Origin of the sequence: Kutzneria buriramensis, from assembly GCF_003387475.1 — a bacterium.
Taxonomy (GTDB): Bacteria; Actinomycetota; Actinomycetes; order Mycobacteriales; family Pseudonocardiaceae; genus Kutzneria; species Kutzneria buriramensis.
Window position 1 is genome coordinate 363,738 of record NZ_QUNO01000003.1, and the last position, 20,269, is coordinate 384,006.

General features: G+C 71.3%; 20 protein-coding genes. 3 read left to right on the top strand and 17 right to left on the bottom strand.

Features of this window, described 5'->3' with window-relative positions; genetic code table 11:
• Positions 1-29: 29 nt before the first annotated feature.
• The 5 genes from BCF44_RS10120 to BCF44_RS10140 all read right to left on the bottom strand — a co-directional run bounded on the left by BCF44_RS10120 (position 30) and on the right by BCF44_RS10140 (position 7,232).
• On the bottom strand, positions 30-3,752 hold the full coding sequence (locus tag BCF44_RS10120) for a S8 family serine peptidase (protein WP_116173921.1): 3,723 nt from the start codon (positions 3,750-3,752) through the stop codon (positions 30-32).
• Positions 3,753-3,850: 98 nt separating this feature from the next.
• Positions 3,851-5,080, bottom strand: a complete 1,230-nt coding sequence (locus BCF44_RS10125; RefSeq protein WP_246014923.1) for an MFS transporter — start codon at positions 5,078-5,080, stop codon at positions 3,851-3,853.
• 108 nt (positions 5,081-5,188) lie between these two features.
• A complete protein-coding gene (locus BCF44_RS10130; RefSeq protein WP_116173922.1) occupies positions 5,189-5,941 on the bottom strand; it encodes an SGNH/GDSL hydrolase family protein in 753 nt (250 codons plus the stop codon).
• Between the two features lie 19 nt (positions 5,942-5,960).
• Positions 5,961-6,437, bottom strand: coding sequence for a MarR family winged helix-turn-helix transcriptional regulator (locus BCF44_RS10135; RefSeq protein WP_116173923.1), 477 nt, complete (start codon positions 6,435-6,437; stop codon positions 5,961-5,963).
• A 45-nt stretch (positions 6,438-6,482) separates the two neighbouring features.
• Positions 6,483-7,232, bottom strand: a complete 750-nt coding sequence (locus BCF44_RS10140; RefSeq protein WP_116173924.1) for a hypothetical protein — start codon at positions 7,230-7,232, stop codon at positions 6,483-6,485.
• A gap of 92 nt (positions 7,233-7,324) precedes the next feature.
• Between BCF44_RS10140 and BCF44_RS10145 the strand changes: the two genes are divergently transcribed.
• Positions 7,325-8,185 carry an NmrA/HSCARG family protein gene (locus BCF44_RS10145; RefSeq protein WP_116173925.1) on the top strand — a complete coding sequence of 287 codons (861 nt, stop codon included), beginning with the start codon at positions 7,325-7,327 and terminating at the stop codon, positions 8,183-8,185.
• A 59-nt stretch (positions 8,186-8,244) separates the two neighbouring features.
• Here BCF44_RS10145 and BCF44_RS10150 read toward each other — a convergent pair whose 3' ends face one another.
• Complete coding sequence (locus BCF44_RS10150) at positions 8,245-9,228, bottom strand: cytochrome P450 family protein (RefSeq protein WP_116173926.1); 984 nt, start codon at positions 9,226-9,228, stop codon at positions 8,245-8,247.
• Positions 9,229-9,351: 123 nt separating this feature from the next.
• Positions 9,352-10,482: a nucleotide disphospho-sugar-binding domain-containing protein gene (locus tag BCF44_RS10155; RefSeq protein ID WP_147328452.1), complete on the bottom strand. Its 1,131-nt coding sequence runs from the start codon at positions 10,480-10,482 to the stop codon at positions 9,352-9,354.
• Between the two features lie 95 nt (positions 10,483-10,577).
• Here BCF44_RS10155 and BCF44_RS10160 point away from each other — a divergent pair, with 95 nt between their 5' ends.
• Positions 10,578-11,162 carry a TetR/AcrR family transcriptional regulator gene (locus tag BCF44_RS10160; protein WP_246014924.1) on the top strand — a complete coding sequence of 195 codons (585 nt, stop codon included), beginning with the start codon at positions 10,578-10,580 and terminating at the stop codon, positions 11,160-11,162.
• Here BCF44_RS10160 and BCF44_RS10165 read toward each other — a convergent pair.
• The 3 genes from BCF44_RS10165 to BCF44_RS10175 form a co-directional block, all read right to left on the bottom strand.
• Entirely contained in the window at positions 11,149-12,006 is an 858-nt protein-coding gene (locus tag BCF44_RS10165) for a hypothetical protein (protein ID WP_116173929.1), read from the bottom strand. The genes BCF44_RS10160 and BCF44_RS10165 overlap by 14 nt on opposite strands.
• 197 nt (positions 12,007-12,203) lie before the next feature.
• The gene (locus BCF44_RS10170) at positions 12,204-12,875 is read right to left on the bottom strand and encodes a phosphonatase-like hydrolase (protein WP_116173930.1); all 672 of its coding nucleotides are present in this window, start codon (positions 12,873-12,875) and stop codon (positions 12,204-12,206) included.
• The gene (locus BCF44_RS10175; protein ID WP_116173931.1) at positions 12,872-13,990 is read right to left on the bottom strand and encodes a TIGR03364 family FAD-dependent oxidoreductase; all 1,119 of its coding nucleotides are present in this window, start codon (positions 13,988-13,990) and stop codon (positions 12,872-12,874) included. The genes BCF44_RS10170 and BCF44_RS10175 overlap by 4 nt, the downstream gene beginning before the upstream one ends.
• A gap of 94 nt (positions 13,991-14,084) precedes the next feature.
• Here BCF44_RS10175 and BCF44_RS10180 point away from each other — a divergent pair, with 94 nt between their 5' ends.
• Positions 14,085-16,424, top strand: a complete 2,340-nt coding sequence (locus BCF44_RS10180) for a Tex family protein (RefSeq protein WP_116173932.1) — start codon at positions 14,085-14,087, stop codon at positions 16,422-16,424.
• Between the two features lie 22 nt (positions 16,425-16,446).
• On the opposite strand, the gene BCF44_RS10185 is transcribed toward BCF44_RS10180, so the two are convergent.
• The 7 genes from BCF44_RS10185 to BCF44_RS10215 form a co-directional block, all read right to left on the bottom strand.
• Entirely contained in the window at positions 16,447-16,827 is a 381-nt protein-coding gene (locus tag BCF44_RS10185; RefSeq protein ID WP_116173933.1) for a YybH family protein, read from the bottom strand.
• Positions 16,824-17,243, bottom strand: coding sequence for an SRPBCC family protein (locus BCF44_RS10190; RefSeq protein WP_116173934.1), 420 nt, complete (start codon positions 17,241-17,243; stop codon positions 16,824-16,826). Before BCF44_RS10190 ends, BCF44_RS10185 begins: the two co-directional genes overlap by 4 nt.
• Positions 17,240-17,566, bottom strand: a complete 327-nt coding sequence (locus tag BCF44_RS10195) for an ArsR/SmtB family transcription factor (RefSeq protein WP_116173935.1) — start codon at positions 17,564-17,566, stop codon at positions 17,240-17,242. The genes BCF44_RS10190 and BCF44_RS10195 overlap by 4 nt, the downstream gene beginning before the upstream one ends.
• 39 nt (positions 17,567-17,605) lie before the next feature.
• Entirely contained in the window at positions 17,606-18,136 is a 531-nt protein-coding gene (locus BCF44_RS10200; protein WP_116173936.1) for a DUF4328 domain-containing protein, read from the bottom strand.
• A gap of 52 nt (positions 18,137-18,188) precedes the next feature.
• The gene (locus tag BCF44_RS10205; RefSeq protein WP_116173937.1) at positions 18,189-18,788 is read right to left on the bottom strand and encodes a DUF4328 domain-containing protein; all 600 of its coding nucleotides are present in this window, start codon (positions 18,786-18,788) and stop codon (positions 18,189-18,191) included.
• A 77-nt stretch (positions 18,789-18,865) separates the two neighbouring features.
• A complete protein-coding gene (locus BCF44_RS10210) occupies positions 18,866-19,375 on the bottom strand; it encodes a DUF4328 domain-containing protein (protein WP_116173938.1) in 510 nt (169 codons plus the stop codon).
• A gap of 125 nt (positions 19,376-19,500) precedes the next feature.
• Positions 19,501-20,259: a GntR family transcriptional regulator gene (locus BCF44_RS10215; protein WP_116173939.1), complete on the bottom strand. Its 759-nt coding sequence runs from the start codon at positions 20,257-20,259 to the stop codon at positions 19,501-19,503.
• Positions 20,260-20,269: the final 10 nt, after the last annotated feature.

The following is a 20,269-nucleotide window of genomic DNA, read 5'->3' on the forward strand; positions in this document are numbered from 1 at the left end:
CTCCGCGGAGCCCGGCCCTTTCTGTTGTGTCAGTACGAGAACTGCTGCACCTGGTGGGCGTCGGGTGAGAACGTCCAGCCGGTCCGGGTGGCCGGATCCAGCTGCACGCCCCGGCTCGGTCCCGGGCCGACGAGGCCGGTGGAGAAGTCCATGCCCCGCACCGTGCCGACGGTCCTGCCGGTGGTCAGGTCGACGACCGCCAGCTGGCTGGTGGCGTTGTTGTCGAACAGCAGACCGCCGACCGCGCCGAACTGCGGCACCACGGGCGGCGTCTGGAACGCCACCAGGGCGAGGTGGTGCACGCCGTCGACCGACAGCGTCAGCGGCAGCTGCTGCCGCACCGCCATGGCCGTGCTCGGGACGAGGGTGTCGCCGTTGAGCGGGATGATGTTGGCGGTGCCGTTGATGTTGACGCTGAACGACCGGTACGACAGCTGGTACACGGTGTCGTCGTCGACGGCCAGCGCGCCGGCGCAGCCGTCGGCCTGCTTGGCGGGAGTGACCGTCGCCGCGTCCAGGTCGACGCGGGCGACCAGGCCGGCGCCGCCGGCGAAGCAGATCAGCCCGCCGCCGGCCTTGCCGACGAACACCTGGCCGGTCTTCTGGTTCACGTCGATCAGCAGGTAGGTGCCCTTGGCGACGCCGTTGTCGGCGGCGATCGGCTGCCCGGCGGTCGCGGTGACGAGGTCGACCGCCACCACGGCGTCGGCGTTGTCCCCGTTGTGGTGCAGGAGAATCGCCGCACGGTGTTTCGTCGTGTCGACGCGACCGCCGATCGCCGTGTAGTCGCCGAGCGCCGCCGTGCCCACGGGCTTCGCCGCCTGCACGTCGTAGATCTCGACATTGGCGCCGTGCAGGACTGCGACCCGGTGCGAGGACGGATCCACGCCCACGAGCCGGAAACCGCTGCCGGTGGTGAGCACCGTGCCGTAGGTGCCGGTGCTCGGGTCGTAGCGGCGAACGGTCTGGTTGCCGTTGCCGTCGTCCGTCACCACAACGGAATCCGCCCCCTGCGCGGCGAAGTCGACCACCGCGCTGTTGTCCGGGGCGAGGCCGTCGTCGTACTCCAGGAACGAGGTCGGGCCGGCCTGGCCCACCGGTTTGCCGTCGCGGCCGAGCGCGATGACCCGGACGTCGTAGGAATCCGACGAGCCGATGCCGATCTTGGTGGCGTCCAGGTGCACGGAGCCGTTGCGGGACGGCAGTTTCCGCACCAGCGTCGAGGCGCCGTCCACGCCGTCGTTGTCGGGCTGGGTGCCGTTGGCGTTGGCGACCGTGTTGAGGGACTTGAACAACGACGGCGCCGGTGCGGAGAACTCCAGCTCCGCGCCGCTCGCGCCGGGAATGTTGCGCACGTCGTAGTTCACCGTGAACGCCGGGTTGGCGCGGGTGACCGTCAGCGTGTGCACGTTGTCGTTGAAGGTGGGCGCGGCCGCACGGCGATCGGCGGTGCCGCCGTCGATCCGGATGGTGCCGAATTCACCGTAGATCGGGCGGATTCCCGTCGAGTCCTGGATGATGCCGACGCCGTAGAGGCCACCGCCGCCGTCGAAGGCGTTGGCCGGGATGGTGACATCGCCCGAGGCGCCGGTGAGCGGAACCTTGTACGCCGCCGAGAAGATCGGGCCGGTGATCGGGTTCCAGTGGCCGACCGTGGACACCACCAGCTGCGGCGACTTCGCGTTGCGGACACCGGTCAGGTCGTAGTGCACGGTGACCGGCGCGCCCGCCTTGGCGGTGGCCGGCGCGGTCGGCGCCGCCGCCTCGGCGTAGGTGCCGTCGGTGGGGCCGATGGCCAGCGTCTTCTTGGCCGTGGCAAGGGTTTTGTGGCCGTCGCGAACGTCGAAGGTCAGGTCCACGTTCCGATCGGTCGTCGAGACCACCGGCAGACCCGCGGCCTGGAGCAGCTGGGTCGGGGTGACCCGCACCGCCGGCCTGTCGGCGTGGAACTGCTTGCCGTTGACCGTGAGCACGTAGTCGAGCTTGCGGCCGTTCGGCAGGCCGGTGACGTCCGCGCCGATGGTCACTGGGCCGACGAGGCCCTCGCCGGTGCCGTTGGTCTGGAGGTCGATCCGGTTCGGGTCGGACGACTCCATGAACGCCCCGCCGAGGTCGGCGAAGGTCACGCGGTGCGCGACCGAGATCCGCTGGATCGTCGGCTTCTGCTGCGGCAGCAGGGAGTTCACCGCCGCGGTGACGTCGATCTGGTTACCGATGTTTAGCTGCCGGTCGATCTGGGGCGGCGTCGCCACCGGACGGCCGGTCTTCTGGAGGATCTTGCGCACATCGGCCGGGTCGAGCCTCTTGCCGGCGAGACGAGCGGCCTGCAACACGACCGCCGCGGCCGCCGCCACCTCCGGCGCGGACGCCGAGGTCCCGCCGTTGAGCACCGGCGTCACGGCCTGCGGCCCACCGCCGTTCGTGTGCTCGAAGACGGCGATGCCGTCACCGGGCGCGGAAACGTCGATCCGGTCGCCGAACCCGGTGGCGTACAGGGCGCCGCCGTTGGTGCGGGTCGTCGCATACGTCCCGTTCGGAGCGGACGGCTGCGACAGGGTGTCGTCGAGGGTGGTGCCGCCGACGGCGATCGCCCCGCTGTCCACCACCTTGCTGGGGATGGTGGTCGTCGCGTCGTCGTTGATCTCGGTCGAGTCGGACGCGGTGCGGGTCAGGTCGGTCGGCGTCGCGCCGCCGTCCGGGCCGACCGCGGCCGGCGTGAACAGCCGCGTGCCGTCGTTGGCCGAGATGGTGACGACGATGTGGTAGTCGCGGACGATCGTCGCGACCACCGACTGCATGATCGGGTCGTCCTCGAAGTACCGGCCCGGGAAGCCGAACTGGTCGGTGCCGAAGCCCAGGCTGGCGTTGATGACGCTGGGCCGCGGGTTCTGCCGGGCCGCCGCCAGCAGCGCCTCGGCGATGCCGTCTGTGGACGCCTGCTGCGGCTCCACCAGCCGGTACTGCGCGCCAGGGGCGATGCCGAGCAGGTCGGTCGGGCCGCTGCCGAGCGCCTCCGGCCGCTGCTTGTCGTGCGGCAGCGGGGCCATCACACCGAAGTCCATCAGCACCTCGTCCAGGCTGGGGTCCTGGTTCGCGGTGGTGCCCAGCGGGTTCAGCCCGCCGTCGCCGTCGACGTAGGTGGGGATCAGCGGCATGGACGGGATGTCCAGGTAGCGCTGGCCGTCCTTGACGACGGTGGTCTGGTCGTTGAGGTCGCCGACGCAGACGTTGGTGATGATCTCGCCGGCGCCGGGCAGTTGGCCGCGGCCGGCGAGGATGTCGTACGCGCCCATCGCGTTGACGCCGTTGGCGTTGAGGTAGCTCTGCAACGACGAGCTGACGCCGTAGTTGCCGGGACCCTGGACCGGCTGCGTGCCGGCCCAGTTCGGCAGCGGTGCGGCGCCGGTGGCCATGCTGCCCACCGCGCGGTCCGGTTCGGCGAAGGTGACGCCCGGCTGGTTGCGGATCTGGTCGGCGGCCTTCTGCGCGTCACCGGTGACAGGCACGCGAACCGTGTTGGGCAGACCCGTGTCGGCCACGTGCGCGCCGAACTTCGCGGTGCCGTTGGTGACGACGAGGACGGCATTGGGCGGCTGGGCCGTCGGCGGCGTCGTTCTCCTCAGCGCGTCGCCTAATGCGGAAGTGCCTGTGGGAGTGGGGGTCGGCGGCGCCGGTGCGGCCGCCGTGGGACCGGCTGTGGTCACGGCGATGGCCGAAGCCGCCGCCGTGACCAGGACCAGACCACGCAGCATCGTGCTCTCCAAGGGGGTTGGCCTGTTCTGTCAAAACCGTGGCGGCGGTCACACGGCAAGATCGCAGGCGAACCCGTGGAAGAGCAACGTGTTTGCACTCACTGCTGTTGCTTGACTGCACCTGTCGTCGCATCGGTGCGGCTGACCGCGTTGAGCGCCGCGACGCCGACCGCCGCGAGCGCGGCGACCACCGCGAAGGCGTAGAAACCCCACGGATAGACGATTCCGGCGGTCAGCAGCAGGCCGCCGAGCAGCGGTCCGCAGATGGCCCCGATCCGTCCGATGCCGGCCGTCCAGCCCAGTCCGGTAGCCCGTGCGTCGGCCGGATACGCGCGCGTGGTGTAGGCGTACACCAGGACCTGAGCGCTGAACACGAACGCGCCGGACAGGAAAACCGCCACATACAAGGCGAATCCCGGCAGCTTGATGCTGAGCAGCGCCAGCAGCGCGGCCGCCGCGACGAACCAGCCCAGCGCGGCCGGCTTGATGCCGACGCGGTCCGCGACCATGCCGGCCACCAGCAGCCCGGCCACGCCGCCGAAGTTCAGCGTCAGCAGCAGGCCCAGCGCCGCGCCGAGGGGGTAGCCGGCCTGCCTCATGATCTCCGGCAGCCAGGTGTTCAGGCCGTAGACGAGGATCAGTCCCATGAAGGAGGTGATCCAGAAGGCGACTGTCACCCAGATCATGCGGCCGCGGAACAGCACCGCCAGCGCGTCCTTGATCGACGAGCTCCGGTTCGCGACCGGCGCGGCCGAGTCCGGCAGGTGGCGGATCATCAGCGGCACCAACACGATCGCCGGCAGCGCGCCGACCACGAACATCGCCTGCCAGCCCAGCCACGGGATCAGCGCGATGCCCAGCAGGGCGGTGGCCATCGCACCGACGTGATAGCCGGTCATGACCGTGGTCGTCGCCGTGCTGGGGCGGCCGGTTCGCGCGTAGTGCTCGCTCACCAGCGTGATCGCCGTCGGCAGGCAGCCGCCGAGACCAAGGCCGGCGAGCAGGCGCAGCAGCCCGAACAGGGCCACCGACGGCGCGAACGCGCACAGCAGCGTGCACACCGAGAACACCGTGACGGACACGATCATCGCCCGGCGGCGGCCGAGCACCTCGGTCACCGTTCCCAGCGCCAGCGCCCCGATCGTCATGCCGACCAGGCCGATCGTCGAGACGAAGGCCGCGTCCGCGGCCGCCAGGCCCCAGACGTGGCCGGCCAGCAGCACCGGCAGGACCGTGCCGAGCACGACCAGGTCGAAGCCGTCCAGCAGGACGGCCGACCAGCACAGCGGCAGCACCCAGCTGCGTTCGGATGCCTCGATGGAAGTCACAGGTCCCTCCCGATTGTCACCGTTCGCATTCCGCACACGTATGCGTGATGCGAACAGAGTAGCGGGCGCGCGGCGACCCGGACGAAAACTCACAGACTTCTCTGGGGTTCAGGCCCTGAGCAGCTGGTACGCGGGGAACTTGGCCGAGACGCCCTCGCCCGGCGCGCGGCTGGTCATCCGCCGCCACAGCCACGGCCCGACGTGGCTGGCGACCCAGCGCACCTGCTCGACCGGCTTCACCGCCACCGCCGCCGGCCCGCGACCGTCCACACCGGACGGCAGACCGTGCAGGAACGCCAGGAACTCGTCGGCGATCAGCTGATGCCCGTGCGCACTCGGGTGCAGGCGGTCGGAGCTCCAGATCGCCGGGTCGGTCGGCGTCGACGCCGCGAGGTCGAGGCAGCGGACGCCGTGCTCGGCGGCGGCGTGCCGGATGGCGTCGTTGAGACGCCGGCCGCGGCGCACGAAGCTGGCCCGCATCCGCGCCGGCAGCGGCACGCCCAGCCCGGGCTCCGGCAGCGTCGCCGTCAGCACGACCGCGCCGGTCGCCGCCAGGTCTCGGTAGATGGCACCGAGGTCCCGCCGGATGCCGCCGGCGTCGAACCGGGGCCGCAGCAGGTCGTTCATGCCGACGATCACGCTGGCCAGGTCCGGCGCGAGGGCGACCGCCGGCCGTAACTGGGTGGCGAGCACCTGCGCGGTGGTCATGCCTCGGACGGCGAGATTCGCGTACTCCAACTCGCCGCGCCGGGTCGCGAGCCCCTGCGCGAACCGGTCGGCCCAGCCGCGCGGGCTGCCGTCGGCGGCGAAGTCGCCGATGCCCTCGGTGAGGCTGTCCCCCAGCGCGACGTACCGTCTCATGGTCGCGACGGTACCTGGCTCACGGCGAGCCGGGCGCGAACCGCTTGGCGTCCCAGCGGCCGTGGGCCTCCAGCATCTTCCGGCCGATGCGGGCCGCGGCGGCGATGTCGTCGGGGTCCATGGTGGACTCGAAGTGCTCGTTCACCGCCTGCCAGTAGACGACCATCGTGGTGCCGGTGAGCACCCGAAGACCCTCGTCGGTGAGCACCGCCCACACCGTCCGGCGGTTGTCCGGCGGCTGGTGGCGCGCCACCCAGCCCCGTCGCACCAGCCGGTCGACGAGCCGCGTGACGCCGCTGGGGCTGATCGACAGCAGCTCGGACAGCTCCGCCATGGTCAGCCGCCCCTGCTCGGCGGACTTCAGCCGGTAGAGCGCCGAGTGCTCGCTGAGGGTGCAGCCGCAGTGCTCCTCCATGGTGGCACTGAGCGCTTCCTCCACCGCCTTCACGCCTTGTTGCACGTACAGCCACGCCAGCAGCGGGTCGGTCTCGGCCATGACAAGAGTTGACGCCGGAACACTTCCACTGTCAACAGTTGCACCTCACACCAGCAGGAACAGCGCCCCGACCGACAGCGCGGTGATCACCAGCCCGGAGACGCCGAGGAAGCGGACGAGGTGCGTGGCCGACGCGACCCGCTCCTGTCGGCGGCCACGGACCGTCTCGGCGTCGTCGGTGGTGAAGACGGTGAAGGTTCCCGGTTCGAGGATCGGGCCGCGACGCGTTCGAGCCAGCAGGTAGGCCTGTTTCCCCGCCGGGAGGCGGGTTTCCCACAGTTGCAGCGTCTCGTGGCTCCGCTTGTCCTCGATCAGGTTGGCCGGGATGAGCGACGCCCACTCGGCGGCGGAATCCCGGCTCAGCAGGCGCATGGTCTGCTCGGTGACCACCGGATCGTCCAGGTTCGGCGGCTCCGTCAGGATGCGCGGGTCGATCGGCACGGTCCCGGAGGCGTCGGTCAGCGCGGGGGTCGTGCGCGCGAGGCGTTCGAGCAGGACGTCCTCGCCGCCGACCTCGTCCTTGTGCCGGGACGGCGACCGGATCAGCCGCACCCGGAACCACACGCACTGCTCGCCGCTGACCGGGGCCGTCACCGGGCCCTCGGGTCCGTACGCGGTGGCGCCGACGGCCGCGACCCGGGACATGCCGCCGCGTAGTCGACCGAGCGGGGTCACCGGCGTGCGCGCGACGAGCCGGCGCTGACCGGTGCCGCCGGCCTTGAGCAGCAGCGAGGTCAGGGCGGCGATGAGCAGACAGGCGCCGAGCAGCAACGCCAGCACCGCGATGGTCAACACGCGCGGACCGTAGACGCGTCACATGAACAACAGCTGTGACCGTGCCGGAAATACGCTTGACCGAGGAACGTTTTCACAGTCAAGCTTTGCGCATGAAACCTTCACCGCTCACCGTCGCGGTCACCGGCGCCACCGGCACGCAGGGCGGCGCGACCGCCCGCGCGCTGCTCGCCGCCGGCCACCGTGTCCGCGCCCTGACCCGCCGCCCCGAGACCGCCGACATCCCCGGCGCCGAGGTCGTCGCCGCCGACTTCGACGACCCGTCCTCGCTGGACCGCGCCTTCGCCGGCGTCGACTCGGTCTTCCTGGTCACCACGCCGTTCGGCACCGACCTCGACACCGAGATCCGCCAGGGCATCGACGCCGTCGACGCCGCCGTGCGGGCCGGCGTCGGGCACATCGTGTTCACCTCGGCCACCAACGCCGACCGGGGCACCGGCATCCCGCACTTCGACAGCAAGTGGGTCATCGAGCGGCATCTCGCCGAGGCCACCGACGGCTGGACGGTCATCGCGCCGGCCGCGTTCATGGACAACATCGCCGGCGGCTGGTCGCTCCGGTCGCTCCGGCAGGGCCGCTACTCGCTGCCGCTGTCCCCCGGCACCCCGCTCAAGCTGATCGCCGCCGCCGACATCGGCGCGTTCGCCGCGCTGGTCATCGGCCGCCGCGAGGAGTTCCTCCGCCGCCGCGTCGACATCGCGTCCGACGAGCGCACCGGCAAGGAGATCGCCCGCACCCTCGGCTCCGTCATCGGCCGCGCCGTCGAGTACGACGCCGCCAGCGTCGCCGACGTCGCGCAGTACTCCGCCGACCTGGCCGCGATGTTCGAGTACTTCGAGCGCGTGGGCATGGACGTCGACATCAGCCGGCTGCGCGCCGATCACCCCGAGGTCGGCTGGCACACCTTCGCCGACTGGGCAACCTCCGCCCGCCCCAGGCTGACCACTATCTGAGAACTGTCAGGGTTCCCTGCTTGGATTGATCTGGGGGCTGCTCACAACGGGGTCCATGATCAAATCGACCCGACCACCACCGGCAGGCTCTCCACCGCCCGCGCGAGCCGGGTGAAGTGCCACTCCACCTGCTCCACCGGCACCGCCAGCCGCACCTCGGGAAAGTCCACCAGCAGCAACTCCAGCACGGTCTCGGCGATCAGCCGCCCGAGCAGCGTGCCGATCCGGTACTGCATGCCGTGCCCGACCGTGCCGGCCTCCCGCCGCTCGGACGGGCAGTCGGTACCGGCGAGCATCACCACCTCGCCGGCCGGAATCACCGTGCCACCCAACCGAACCGCCGCAGTGGTGTACCGGAAAGCCCCTACGTGCAAGGGATCGCTGCCGCCGACGAGATCGGCCACCAGGTCCGGCACCATCGCCGGCTCGCGGCGGGCCAGCGCCACCTGGCCGGAATTCTCCAGCAGCGCCGACATGGCGTTGGCCAACTGCCCGCCGGCGACGTCAACGCCGCCGATCACCAGCATCGACACCAGGTTCAGCACCTCGTCGGCGGTCGCGTCGGCGGCCAGCGCCGCGACCAGGTCGCTGTCGGCGACGGATTTCACGTACGCCGGCAGGGAAATACCCGCCCGACCGTGCACAGCGAGCAGAATCTCCGGCCACGACCGGAGTTTGTCCTCCACCGGCAACCCCAACAGCCCGCACAGCAACAACGCCGGCAGCGGCCGGGCGACCTCGGCGACGAGGTCCACCGACCGCTGCCGGCGCAGCGGCGCGAGCAGCCCGGCGGCCAGCTCGGTCACCCGCGGCCGCAGGGCCTCCACCCGTTCGGCGGTGAACACGGCGGCCGCGCGCCGCCGCAGCCGATCGGCGGATTCGTTGCTCAGCAACGAATCCGCCAACTCCATCGGCAGCTCGCGCAGCGCCTGGCCGTCCAGGTCGCCGCCGTCGATCAGGTGGCCCGCCGGACGGGTGTCCCGGCTCAGCCGTGGATCGGAAAGTCCGGCGCGCACGTCCTGATATCCGGTGACCAGCCACACTTTTCCGTCGTGTGGCGTGCTGACCGGGACCACCCTGCCCGGTGTCGGCCGTTCACACATGTCCCGCGCACCCCCGTGCCGTTGGGTCAAGTGCCGGTGACACGAGCGCCGCGGGCGTTCGGTTCAACCCCGAACGAACTTCTCCACCTGAGCGGCCACGTCCACCGGCGACGGCATGGCCGCGATCTCGGCGGCGACCTCGGCCGCGTTGGTGCGGAACTTGTCCTCCTCCAGCACCTGTCGGATCACCCTCGCGTCCAGCTCCTCCTCCTCGACCTGGAGGCCGACGCCGCGGTTGTGCACCGCGCCGGCGTTGACGTAGCGGTCCGCGCCGCTCGGCGCGACCAGCTGCGGCACGCCCATCGCCAGCGGCGTCATCGCGGTGCCGGCGCCGCCGTGGTGGATCAGCAGCGAACTGGTCGCCAGCAACGAGTTCAGCGGGATCCAGCCGGCCACGTGGACGTTGGACGGCAGGGTGCCCAGGCCGCTGACGTCGACCTTGTCGCCGAGCGCCACCACGAAGTCGGCGTCGACGTCCGGGGCCGCCTCGATGACCCGCTCCACCGGGCCGAGGCCGTTCATCTGCGGCGCCACCGTGCCGAGCGTGACCGCGACACGCGGCCGGTCGCCGACCTCGCCCAGCCACTCCGGCTCGACGCCGCCGCCGTTGTACGGGACGTAGCGCATGGACCAGCCCTCGGGCTCGCCGGCGAGCATGCTCGGCGGGGCCACGTCGACGTACGCGCGGCGCTCCGGCAGCTCGACGCCGTGCTCCTCGAACTCGGCGGCCATGTGCTCGCGGAACGCCTCCGGCACGCCGTCGCCGCGGATCATGCCGAAGCCGTGGCCGACCCACGGGGTTCCCAGCTTGGCCGCGGCGATCAGGCCGACGCCGCCGAGCAGGCCCTGCACGATCACGTCCGGCCGGAACCGCTCGGCCACCGCCAGCACGCCCGGCAGCAGCGGCCGGCTCAGCACCGGCATGAACGCGCCCATCTCGCGGACGTCGGTGATGCGGCGGCTGAGAAGCTCCTGGAAGTAGGCCGGGTTCTCCTCCCTCATCTTCATCATCTGCTGCCGGATGTCCACACCCGGCAGCGCGTCGGTGACGGGCAGGCCGGCGTCGGCCACCGCCAGCGCGTCACTGGAGGTCGCGACCAGGACGTCGTGTCCGGACGCGCGTAAGGCCCAGGTCAGCGGGACCATCGGGAAGACATGGCCCACACCGGGGGCCGACACTACGAGAACACGCACGAGAACTCCCCCATAGAGAACGAAGCGTTTTCTATATCGACGGTAGTCTCGGGCGTTAGAGAACGCAACGGACTCTAACGAGACGGATGGGTGGCGTGGATCACCGCAAGGGGCCGCGACGGCGCGGCGACGAGCTCAACCGCGCGATCTTCGAGGCCGCGCTGGACGAGCTGGTCGAGGTCGGCTACCAGCGGCTGACCATGGAACGGATCGCCGAGCGGGCCCGCACCAGCAAGGCGTCGCTGTACCGGCGCTGGCCCGGCCGGGCCGAGCTCATGCTCGACGCCGTCGTGAACGTCTTCCCCAGCGTCGAGGACCTCGCCGACACCGGCGAGCTGCGCGGCGACCTGCTCGCCGCGCTCACCTCCATGGCCCACGCCCTGAACAGCCCGGTCGGCGCCGCCGCCCGGTCCATGCTGGCCGACCTCGACGTCCAGCGGGAGACGATGAAGATGCACCGGGACCGCTTCATCGAGCACCGCAACCAGCTGATGCTGGCGCTCATCCGCCGCGCCGTCGCCCGCGGCGAGGCGCGGACCACCGCCCTGACGCCGCGCATCGCCTCCGTCGGGCCGGCCCTCATGCGGGACCACTTCCTCAGCTGCGGCGCCCCCATCGGCGACGAGGTCATCGCCGAGATCGTCGATCAGGTGCTGGTCCCGCTGATCAAGGCGGTGTGACTCCGGCGCCGTAGCCGTGGCGCATGCGGAACTTCATCGGCTTGCTCCCGGACGCCTCGACGTGCGCGACGAGCCGGGACCGCAGCGGTTCGGGGATCTCGTGCTTCCACGCCAGATCGGTGAACAGCTCCGCCGCCCCGTCGAGGTGGGCCGCGGTCGGCGGCTCGGCGGCCAGCGCAGCGAAGATCGACTCGACGGGCTCGGCCAGCAGCATCCGCTGCGGCGCGAGTTCGTGCCACGGCCTGCCGCTGTCGCCCTGCCGAGGCGGGAAGCCGGCCCACGCCAACAACATCCGGATGCGCTCGACCGGTTCCGGGTACAGCCGGGCGACCAGCGCGACGAGCCGCTCCTCCGCGCCGAACTCCCGTCGCGACGTGAGGTCAGCGGCCCACAACAGCTTCTTCGGCCCGGCCGCCAGCCACCTGGCCCGACGAGCCTCGCGTTCCGCCTCCTGCTCGGCCAGCAGCCGCGCGACCTCGCGTGACCCGGTCAGGCCGCGCTCGGCCAGCCACTCGGTGAGCGCCGGGCCGTCACGCAACTCGGCGTCGCACGACCCCAGCCCGCCCAGATTCTGCTGGTGGTGCAGGGCCCACTGGGCGATCCGGCTCCCGTCCGCACCGTTGACCAGGATCGTCGGCCAGCCGAGGCAGCGGCATCGGTCGCCGATGCCGCCGTCCACGACGGCCAGCACCCGCGCCAGGTCGGCGATTTCCGCGCCGGACACGACCAGCCGCGCGGCCTCGGGCCGGTCGAGCGAGTCCGGCCCCGCCTCGACGATCACCACTTCCGCGGCGCGGGCCAGGATCCGTTCCAGCCGCGCGGTTGTCGGCGCGTCCCCCTGCACACGATCAGGCTAGCCGTTTCCGGTGCGGGGAAGGACGCCTTCAGCGGGTAAGGCGTCCTTCCCCGGACAAACCGGCTCGGCCGCCGACAGGCTCCCTCCATCCCGTCGGCACCGACGCCGCCACGGCTCCGAACCCCCCTGACCGGAACCGCGTGTGGTGACGGATCCAACGGTAGGCGGGAGCGATTACATCTCGTCTACAGCCGCGTGAGCAGGGACGGAAGGTCGCGGACGGACTCCAGGACGTGGGTGGCGCCGACGGCCTCGAAGTCGGCGGCGACGCCCGCGCCGGTGAGCACGCCGGCGGCGACGGACGCGCCCGCGCGCAGGCCGCTGACCACGTCCGACGGCGTGTCGCCGACGACCGCCACCTCGCGCACGTCGTCGACGCCGAGGCGCAGCACGGCCGTGAGCACCATGTCCGGGAACGGCCGGCCGCGACCGGCGTCGGCCGGGGTCAGGGCGATGTCGGCGAGGTCCTGCCAGCCCAGCGCGGCGATGATGGCGTCCTGGGTGGGCCGGGCGAAGCCGGTGGTCAGCGCGACCTTGACGCCGGCCGCGCGCAGGTCCTTGATCGCCTGCTCGGCGCCGGGGACCGGCTCGCAGTGGCCGGCCTTCACCAGCCGCCCGTACGCCGCCTCGAAGGCGGCATTGGCCTGCCGCGCCTCGGCTTCCGGCAGCAGGGCCCGGAACACGACGATCTTGGACTGGCCCATGGTGCGGCGCACGTGGTCCAGCATCGCCGGGAACCGGTCGTCCCGCTCTGACACGCCGACCGCACCGATGGCGTCGGTGAACGCGCGCTCCACCAGACCGTCGTCGGCCACCGTGGTGCCGGCCATGTCCAGCACTGCCAACGTGATCGTCACAGTCCAGCCTCCGTCGCGGTGCGCTCGGCGATCGCCGGCGAGCAGGTCATGCCGCGGCCACCGGGTCCGGTGACCAGCCAGGCGTTGTCGGCGATCCGGTCGCGGTGCACGACCGCCGCCGGATCGGTGTGCTGGGCGTACACGCCGGCCCAGCGCCGCCGGATCGGCGGCAGCGGCCGCCCCAGCAGGGATTCCGCCACCTCGACGAGGTGCTCGTACGGCGCGGAGTCGACGTCGAAGGTGAAGGGCTCGTCGTACTCGTGGGTGTCGCCGATGGTGAGCGAGCCGTCGAGCCGCTGCACCATCAGCAGCTGCATCTTGTGCTCGGCCGCCACGGCCGGCTGCGGCTGGTTCCGGTTGAGCGCGTCGAGGGCGTCGCCGCGGTAGGCCGGGTAGTAGCGGAAGCTGTCGCCGTCGGCGACGGACGTCGTCAGCCGCTCCGCCAACGGATCGGTCTGCATCATCTGCAACCGCACCCGTCGCACGGGCACCTCGCCCGCGACCTCGCGCACCAGGCCGCCCAGCGCGGCACCAGTGCACAACAGCACCAGATCCGCCTCGTGCACGTCGCCGTGGTCATCCCGTACGCCATGAGGCAGCAACGTCCGCACCTCCCGCCCGGGCAGCCAGGTGTAGCGGCCGGTGGCGAGAAGGTGTTGCCGCAACGCGGGTTGTGCCACGCGCGGCTCCACGGCGGCGTCGCGCTCGCAGTGCAGCGCCGCAACCATCGCCCCGCTCAGAGCGGGGTTCACGGCGCGCACCTCGTCGGGCGTGAGGAACTTGAGGCCACGGTCGGCCGCGTCGGGCCGCGCGACGACCTCCTCGGCGACGGCCACCTCCGCCGGCGTACGCAGCGCAGTGAGGGAACCGTTGGCACGGAAGCCGATGCCGCCGACCTGCCGTCCGATCTCCTCCCACAGCTCGCGCGCCCGCCGCGCAGTCGCCAACTCCTCGCCCGGGGCGCGGCCGCCCACCCAGACCAACCCGAAGTTCCGCACGGACGCGCCCCTGGCCTGCTGTTCCCGCTCGACCTGGACCACGTCGTGGCCGCGTGACACGGCCTGCCATGCGTGCATCGTCCCGAGCACGCCTCCGCCTACGACCAGCACTCGCACGACCCGACCGTACCATGGACTAGAGCAGTTATCAGTTCGTTATCAAAGGCCGCCGCACAGGCGACCACACCAAGGCGGCAGAATCGTCGTCGTGATGTCCATTGAGCAGAGGATCGCCGACGAGCTCGGCGTGCGGGACGGGCAGGTGACCGCGGCCGTCGGCCTGCTCGACGGCGGTGCGACGGTGCCGTTCGTCGCCCGCTACCGCAAGGAAGCAACCGACGGACTGGACGACGCCCAGCTGCGCACGCTGGAGGAGCGGCTGCGCTACCTGCGCGAGCTGGAGGAGCGCCGGACCGCCATCCTCGAGTCCATCGCCGAGCAGGGCAAGCTCGACGACGCCCTGCGCGAGCAGATCATGGCCGCCGACTCCAAGGCGCGGCTCGAGGACATCTACCTGCCGTACAAGCCGAAGCGGCGCACCAAGGCGCAGATCGCCCGCGAGGCCGGCCTCGAGCCGCTGGCCGACGGCCTGCTCGCCGACCCGACGCTGGACCCGCAGGCCACCGCCGCCGGCTACGTGGACGCCGAGAAGGGCGTCGCCGACGCGGCCGCCGCGCTGGAGGGCGCGCGGGCCATCCTGGTCGAGCGCTTCGGCGAGGACGCCGACCTGATCGGCGCGCTGCGCGAACAGATGTGGACCCGCGGCAGCCTGGTCGCCAAGGTCCGCGACGGCCAGCAGGAAGCCGGCGCCAAGTTCAGCGACTACTTCGACTTCGCCGAGCCGTTCACCAAGCTCCCCTCGCACCGCATCCTGGCCATGTTCCGCGGCGAGAAGGAAGAGGTGCTGGACCTGACCCTCGAGCCGGAGGAGCCGGTCGAGGGCCAGCCGTCCGACTACGAGGTGCGCATCGCCTCCCGGTTCGGCATCGACAACCAGGGCCGCCCGGCCGACAAGTGGCTGGCCGACACCGTGCGCTGGGCCTGGCGCACCCGCATCCTCGTGCACCTCGGCGTGGACCTGCGGGCCCGGCTGCGCGCCGACGCCGAGGACGAGGCCGTGCGCGTGTTCGCGGCCAACCTGCGCGACCTGCTGCTGGCCGCGCCCGCCGGCACCCGCGCCACCATGGGCCTGGACCCGGGCTTCCGCACCGGCGTCAAGGTCGCGGTCGTGGACGCCACCGGCAAGGTCGTCGCCACCACCGCGATCTACCCGCACCAGCCGGCCAACCGCTGGGACGAGTCGCTGGCGACGCTGGGCAAGCTGTGCGCCGAGCACAACGTCGAGCTGATCTCCATCGGCAACGGCACCGCGTCCCGCGAGACCGACAAGCTGGCCGCCGACCTGATCAAGCTGCGGCCCGAGCTCAAGCTCACCAAGATCGTCGTCTCCGAGGCCGGCGCGTCGGTGTACTCCGCCTCCGCGTTCGCCTCGGCCGAGCTGCCCGACATGGACGTGTCGCTGCGCGGCGCGGTCTCCATCGCGCGGCGGCTCCAGGACCCGCTGGCCGAGCTCGTCAAGATCGACCCGAAGTCCATCGGCGTCGGCCAGTACCAGCACGACCTGGCCGAGACCAAGCTGTCGCGGTCGCTGGACGCGGTGGTCGAGGACTGCGTGAACGCGGTCGGCGTCGACCTGAACACCGCCTCCGCCCCGCTGCTGACCCGGGTCTCCGGCATCGGCGCCGGCCTGGCCGAGAACATCGTGCAGCACCGCGAGGCCAACGGCCCGTTCCGCAGCCGCGAGGCGCTCAAGGGCGTGCCGCGCCTGGGGCCCAAGGCGTTCGAGCAGTGCGCGGGCTTCCTGCGCATCCCCGGCGGCGACGACCCGCTCGACTCCTCCAGCGTGCACCCCGAGGCCTACCCGGTGGTGCGGCGCATCCTGACCGCCAACCAGCTGGCGCTGACCGAGCTCATCGGCAACTCGGCCAAGCTGAAGGCGATCAGGCCGGCGGAGTTCGTGGACGACAAGTTCGGCCTGCCGACCGTCACGGACATCCTCAAGGAGCTGGAGAAGCCGGGCCGGGACCCGCGACCGGCGTTCAAGACGGCGACCTTCGCCGACGGCGTCGAGAAGATCGCCGACCTGAAGCCGGGCATGGTGCTGGAGGGCGTCGTCACCAACGTGGCGGCGTTCGGCGCGTTCATCGACGTCGGCGTGCACCAGGACGGCCTCGTGCACGTCTCGGCGATGTCGCGAACCTTCGTCAAGGACCCGCGGGACGTGGTGAAGTCCGGCGACGTGGTGCGGGTGAAGGTGCTGGACGTCGACATCCCGCGCAAGCGGATCTCGCTGACGCTGCGTCTGGAGGATGAGCCGGAGCGCGGCGGCGGCGCCCAGGCCAAGGGTGGCCAGCAGGGCGGCGGTCAGCGCCGGCAGGACCAGAACCGTGGTGGCGGCAAGCGCGGCGGCGGTGGCGGTCAGCGGCGCGAGGAGCGCCCGGCCAGCGGTTCGATGGCGGACGCGCTGCGTCGCGCCGGCTTCGGCAAGTAGTTTCCTCGGCTCGGCCCCGCTGTCACATCGGCAGCGGGGCCGAGTTGTGCTCGTGGGTGATCACCCAGTCGCCGTCGCGCCGCTCGAAGCACACGGTCGCCCTGGTCCACATGTCGACGATGCCGCCGCTGTGCAGCGTGCCGGCGAGGTGCACCAGGTAGTGCGCGAACGCCACGTCGTCGCCGGAGACCACGCGCAGATCCGTGATCTCGTAGTCGATCGGGCCGTCGTAGCCGCCGAGCCAGGACCGGACGCGCTCGTCCTCGGCGTCGTTTCCCTTGGCGTGCAACGGACCCAGCACGTCGAACAGCACGACGTCTTCGGCGTGCGGCGCGGCCAGGGCCTGCGCGTCCTTCTCGGTGACGGCCCGCACCCGGTCCTTGATGATCTCCTCGGGCGTCATGACAGCACCTCCGCCAGCGTGTCGAGCTGGCTGTTCGTGCCCTGCTCGCGCCACTGCGGCTGCTCCATGTCGTCCAGGTACGCACCCTGCTCGGTGAGCACCAGCCGGGTCCCGTCGCCGTCGGCGACGAACTCCACGGTCGTCTGCGAGACCGTCGACAGCTTGTCGCCGTCGTGCAGGGTCGCGCAGTAGACGATCCGCTCGCCGGGCACGATGTCCCGGTACGTCGCCTCGAACCGCAACTGTCCGCCGCTGGCGACTTCCTTGCCGCCGACCCGGAAATCCAGCTCGTGGTGATGGCCGGGGGCCGTCAGCCAGCGGGCCTTCATCGCCGGGTCGGCGAAGGCCGCGAACACCTTGCCGGGCGGCTGCGGGTAGTTCCGGTCGATGGTGAACGTCGAGTGCTTCGTGGTCATGTCGTTCCCTCCTCGTCCAGTACCTCGGCGAGCCGGTCCAGCCATCGCTCCCAGGCCGTGCGGCGCTCGTGCAGCCACTGCTCCGCCGCCCGCAGCCCCGCCGGGTCGACCTGGCAGGAGCGGACGCGGCCGACCTTCTCCGTGCGGACCAGTCCACACGCCTCCAGCACCTGGAGGTGCTGCACGACCGCCGCGAGCGTGATCGGCAGCGGCGCCGCCAGCTCGCTCACCGTCGCCGGGCCGCGGGTCAGCCGGTCGACCAGCCCGCGCCGGGTCGGGTCGGCCAGCGCCTGGAACACCCGATCCAGCTCATCGTTAAGCACACACTTGAGTATTCACCCACCCAACACTCAAGTCAAGGCTTAAGTATTGGGCAGCCACCTCGACAGCTCCGCGGTGATCCGCCGGACGATGACGACCGCGAGGACCGCCGCCACCGCTTCGGCCACCGCACAGAGCAGCACCGGCCAGCGCACCGGCAGATTCCACAGCACCGCCGGGCCGAGGACGAACGAGAACAGGAACGTCGCCCACCACCAGCGCACGATCGTCGGCCGGCCGAACCCGGCCGCCTGCCACACGTCCGCGACGAGCTGGTACGGCCATACCAGGTTGATCCCCGGCACCAGCCAGGCGCCGAACGCCCACGCCAAGGCCCGCCGATGCCGACCGTGCCCGGCCGACCGTCTCCGAGCGGACCACAGCCACGCCATGAAGGTCACGGCGGCCATGCCCGCCCACACCACACGGTTGTGCCAAGGCGAGGGGCTGTCCGGCACCGTGGCGTACTGGATCTCGTACAGCACATCCGGCAGGGCGGTCAGCCCGATGAACACCTGCGTGGTGATGGCCACGAAGGGCGGCTGCTGCCACCCGGGAATCGGTATGCCCATGGGAGCCCCTCCCCTGTGCCGATGGGACGGGCACAGGGGAGGAACGGTTCCGTCAAGCGGCGGCCCGCGTCTGCCATTCGGTGATCCGGCGGATCACCAGCACCGCGAACACCGCGGCGGCGACGAGCAGCAAACCGGCCGCGATGGCCGCCACGCTGTCGGTGTCGCTCCGCCGGAACTGGCCGACGACGCCGGCGGCCAGGAACGTCAGCCACCAGGCCAGCACCAGACCGTCGCCGGAGCCGTCGCTCGGCTTGCTGGCCCGCCACACGTCCACGACGTACTGGTACGGGAACCAGAAGTTGACGATCGGGCACACCCAGCAGCCGATGGCCCACCCCTTGCCCAGCCGCTGTGTCTGCGGACCGGCGATCGCCTCCACGTTCGACCGCACCCGCCACAGCCACACGATGAACACCACACCCGCGGCGAGCAGCGTGGACAGGAAACCCGCCGACAACAGCACCGACTGTCGGACGGCCCCTTCCAGGGCAGCGATCAACTCCAGCAGGGTGAACAAGGCCGCGAGACCCACCAGCACGGACGCCGCGATCGCCAGTCCGCCGACCGGCCGCGGGCGCATGTCGCCGTAATACCGGTACTCGCCCGGCATCGGCACGCCGAGCGGCGGCATGCCACGGTTCTGCTCCATCTGCACTTCCCCCTTCGGGTGACACACCCCGACCCGGAGCGGGACAGTACAGACGAACAGTCACGTTCTCACCCGGGTTACCGAGCCGAGACCTCGAGCGCCTGCCAGTCGGTGATGCGGCGGACGACCAGCAGCGCGAGCACGCCGGCGGCGAGGTTGAGCACACAGGCGGCGATCAGCGGCGTCGGGTCGACGATGCCTGCGAACGAGATGAACCGGGTGAACACCCAGGACAGCGCGAAGGTCGTCCACCACCACACGACCACGCCCTCGCGGCCGTCCCGGCCGTGCGCGCTGGCCCGCCACACGTCGACCACGACCTGGTACGGGAACCAGAAGTTGACCACCGGGCAGAACCAGGCGCCGATCACCCACTCCCGGGTGAGCCGCTGCCCGTGCGGGCCGACCAGCAGCTCGGCGTTGGCCCGGGCCCGCCACAGCCACACGATGAACGCGACGGCGGCGGCCACCAGCGCGCCGGCGTTGACCCACAGCACCACGTCGTCGAGCGCGGTCATGCCGTTCACGTCGGCGACGGTCTCGACGATGTCGGTGACGAGCACGAGCGCGATCAGCGCGGAGGCCACGATCGCGCGAGTACCGACCGGTTTCCAGTTCTTCGGCCGCCGCGGCGCGCGCGCCGGCGCGGTTGTCCTCGTTCTGCTCACAATGCTCCCCTGACGGTCTTTCCAACCACCTTAGGGAAACAACGTCACAGATTGAGCTGTGTTACGAAGCTGAAACGGTCACCACGATAGAGAGAACGGACGCGTTCGACCGGCACGCCGGCATCGTCCCTGGTCACACGGTGCAGCAACAGCATCGGCACCGCGGGATTGGTGCCGATGAGCAGCGCTTCCCGCGGGGTGGCGAGCACCGTCTCCACCCGTTCCTCGGCGTGCGCGAGCACGATACCCAGCTGCCGTGTCAAATACGCGTACAACGACGTGGCCGGATCGAAGACGGACAACAGATCGGGAAAACGACGAGCCGACAGATAGGTCGATTCCAGCCCGATCCGCTCCGAATCGGCCAGCAGCACCCGCTCGATGTGCAGCACCGGGTCGGCCGGCGCGATGCCGAGGTCGGCGGCCAGCCGGTCGTCGGCGGCGAGGTGCTCGCCGGTGATCAGGTACCGGCTCGGCTCCACGCCCTGGCTGCGCATGCCCTCCGTGTAGCTGACCAGCGCCAGCGGCTGCACCAGCTTCGGCGGGGCGACGAACGTGCCGGCCCCCTGCCGGCGCACCAGCCGCCCCTCCAGCACGAGCTCGCTGACCGCCTGCCGGAACGTCACACGGGACACCTCGAACCGTTCCGCCAGCTCACGTTCGGACGGCAGCGCGACGCCATCGCCGAGTTCCTCGATCAGCGTCAGCAGCCGCGCCTTGACGGCGTAGTACCGCGGCACCCGGCCGTGCTCCGGAATCCCCGCACGGACCGGTTCCCCCGCGCGGTGTGGCGGCGTGGACACGGTTCGAGCT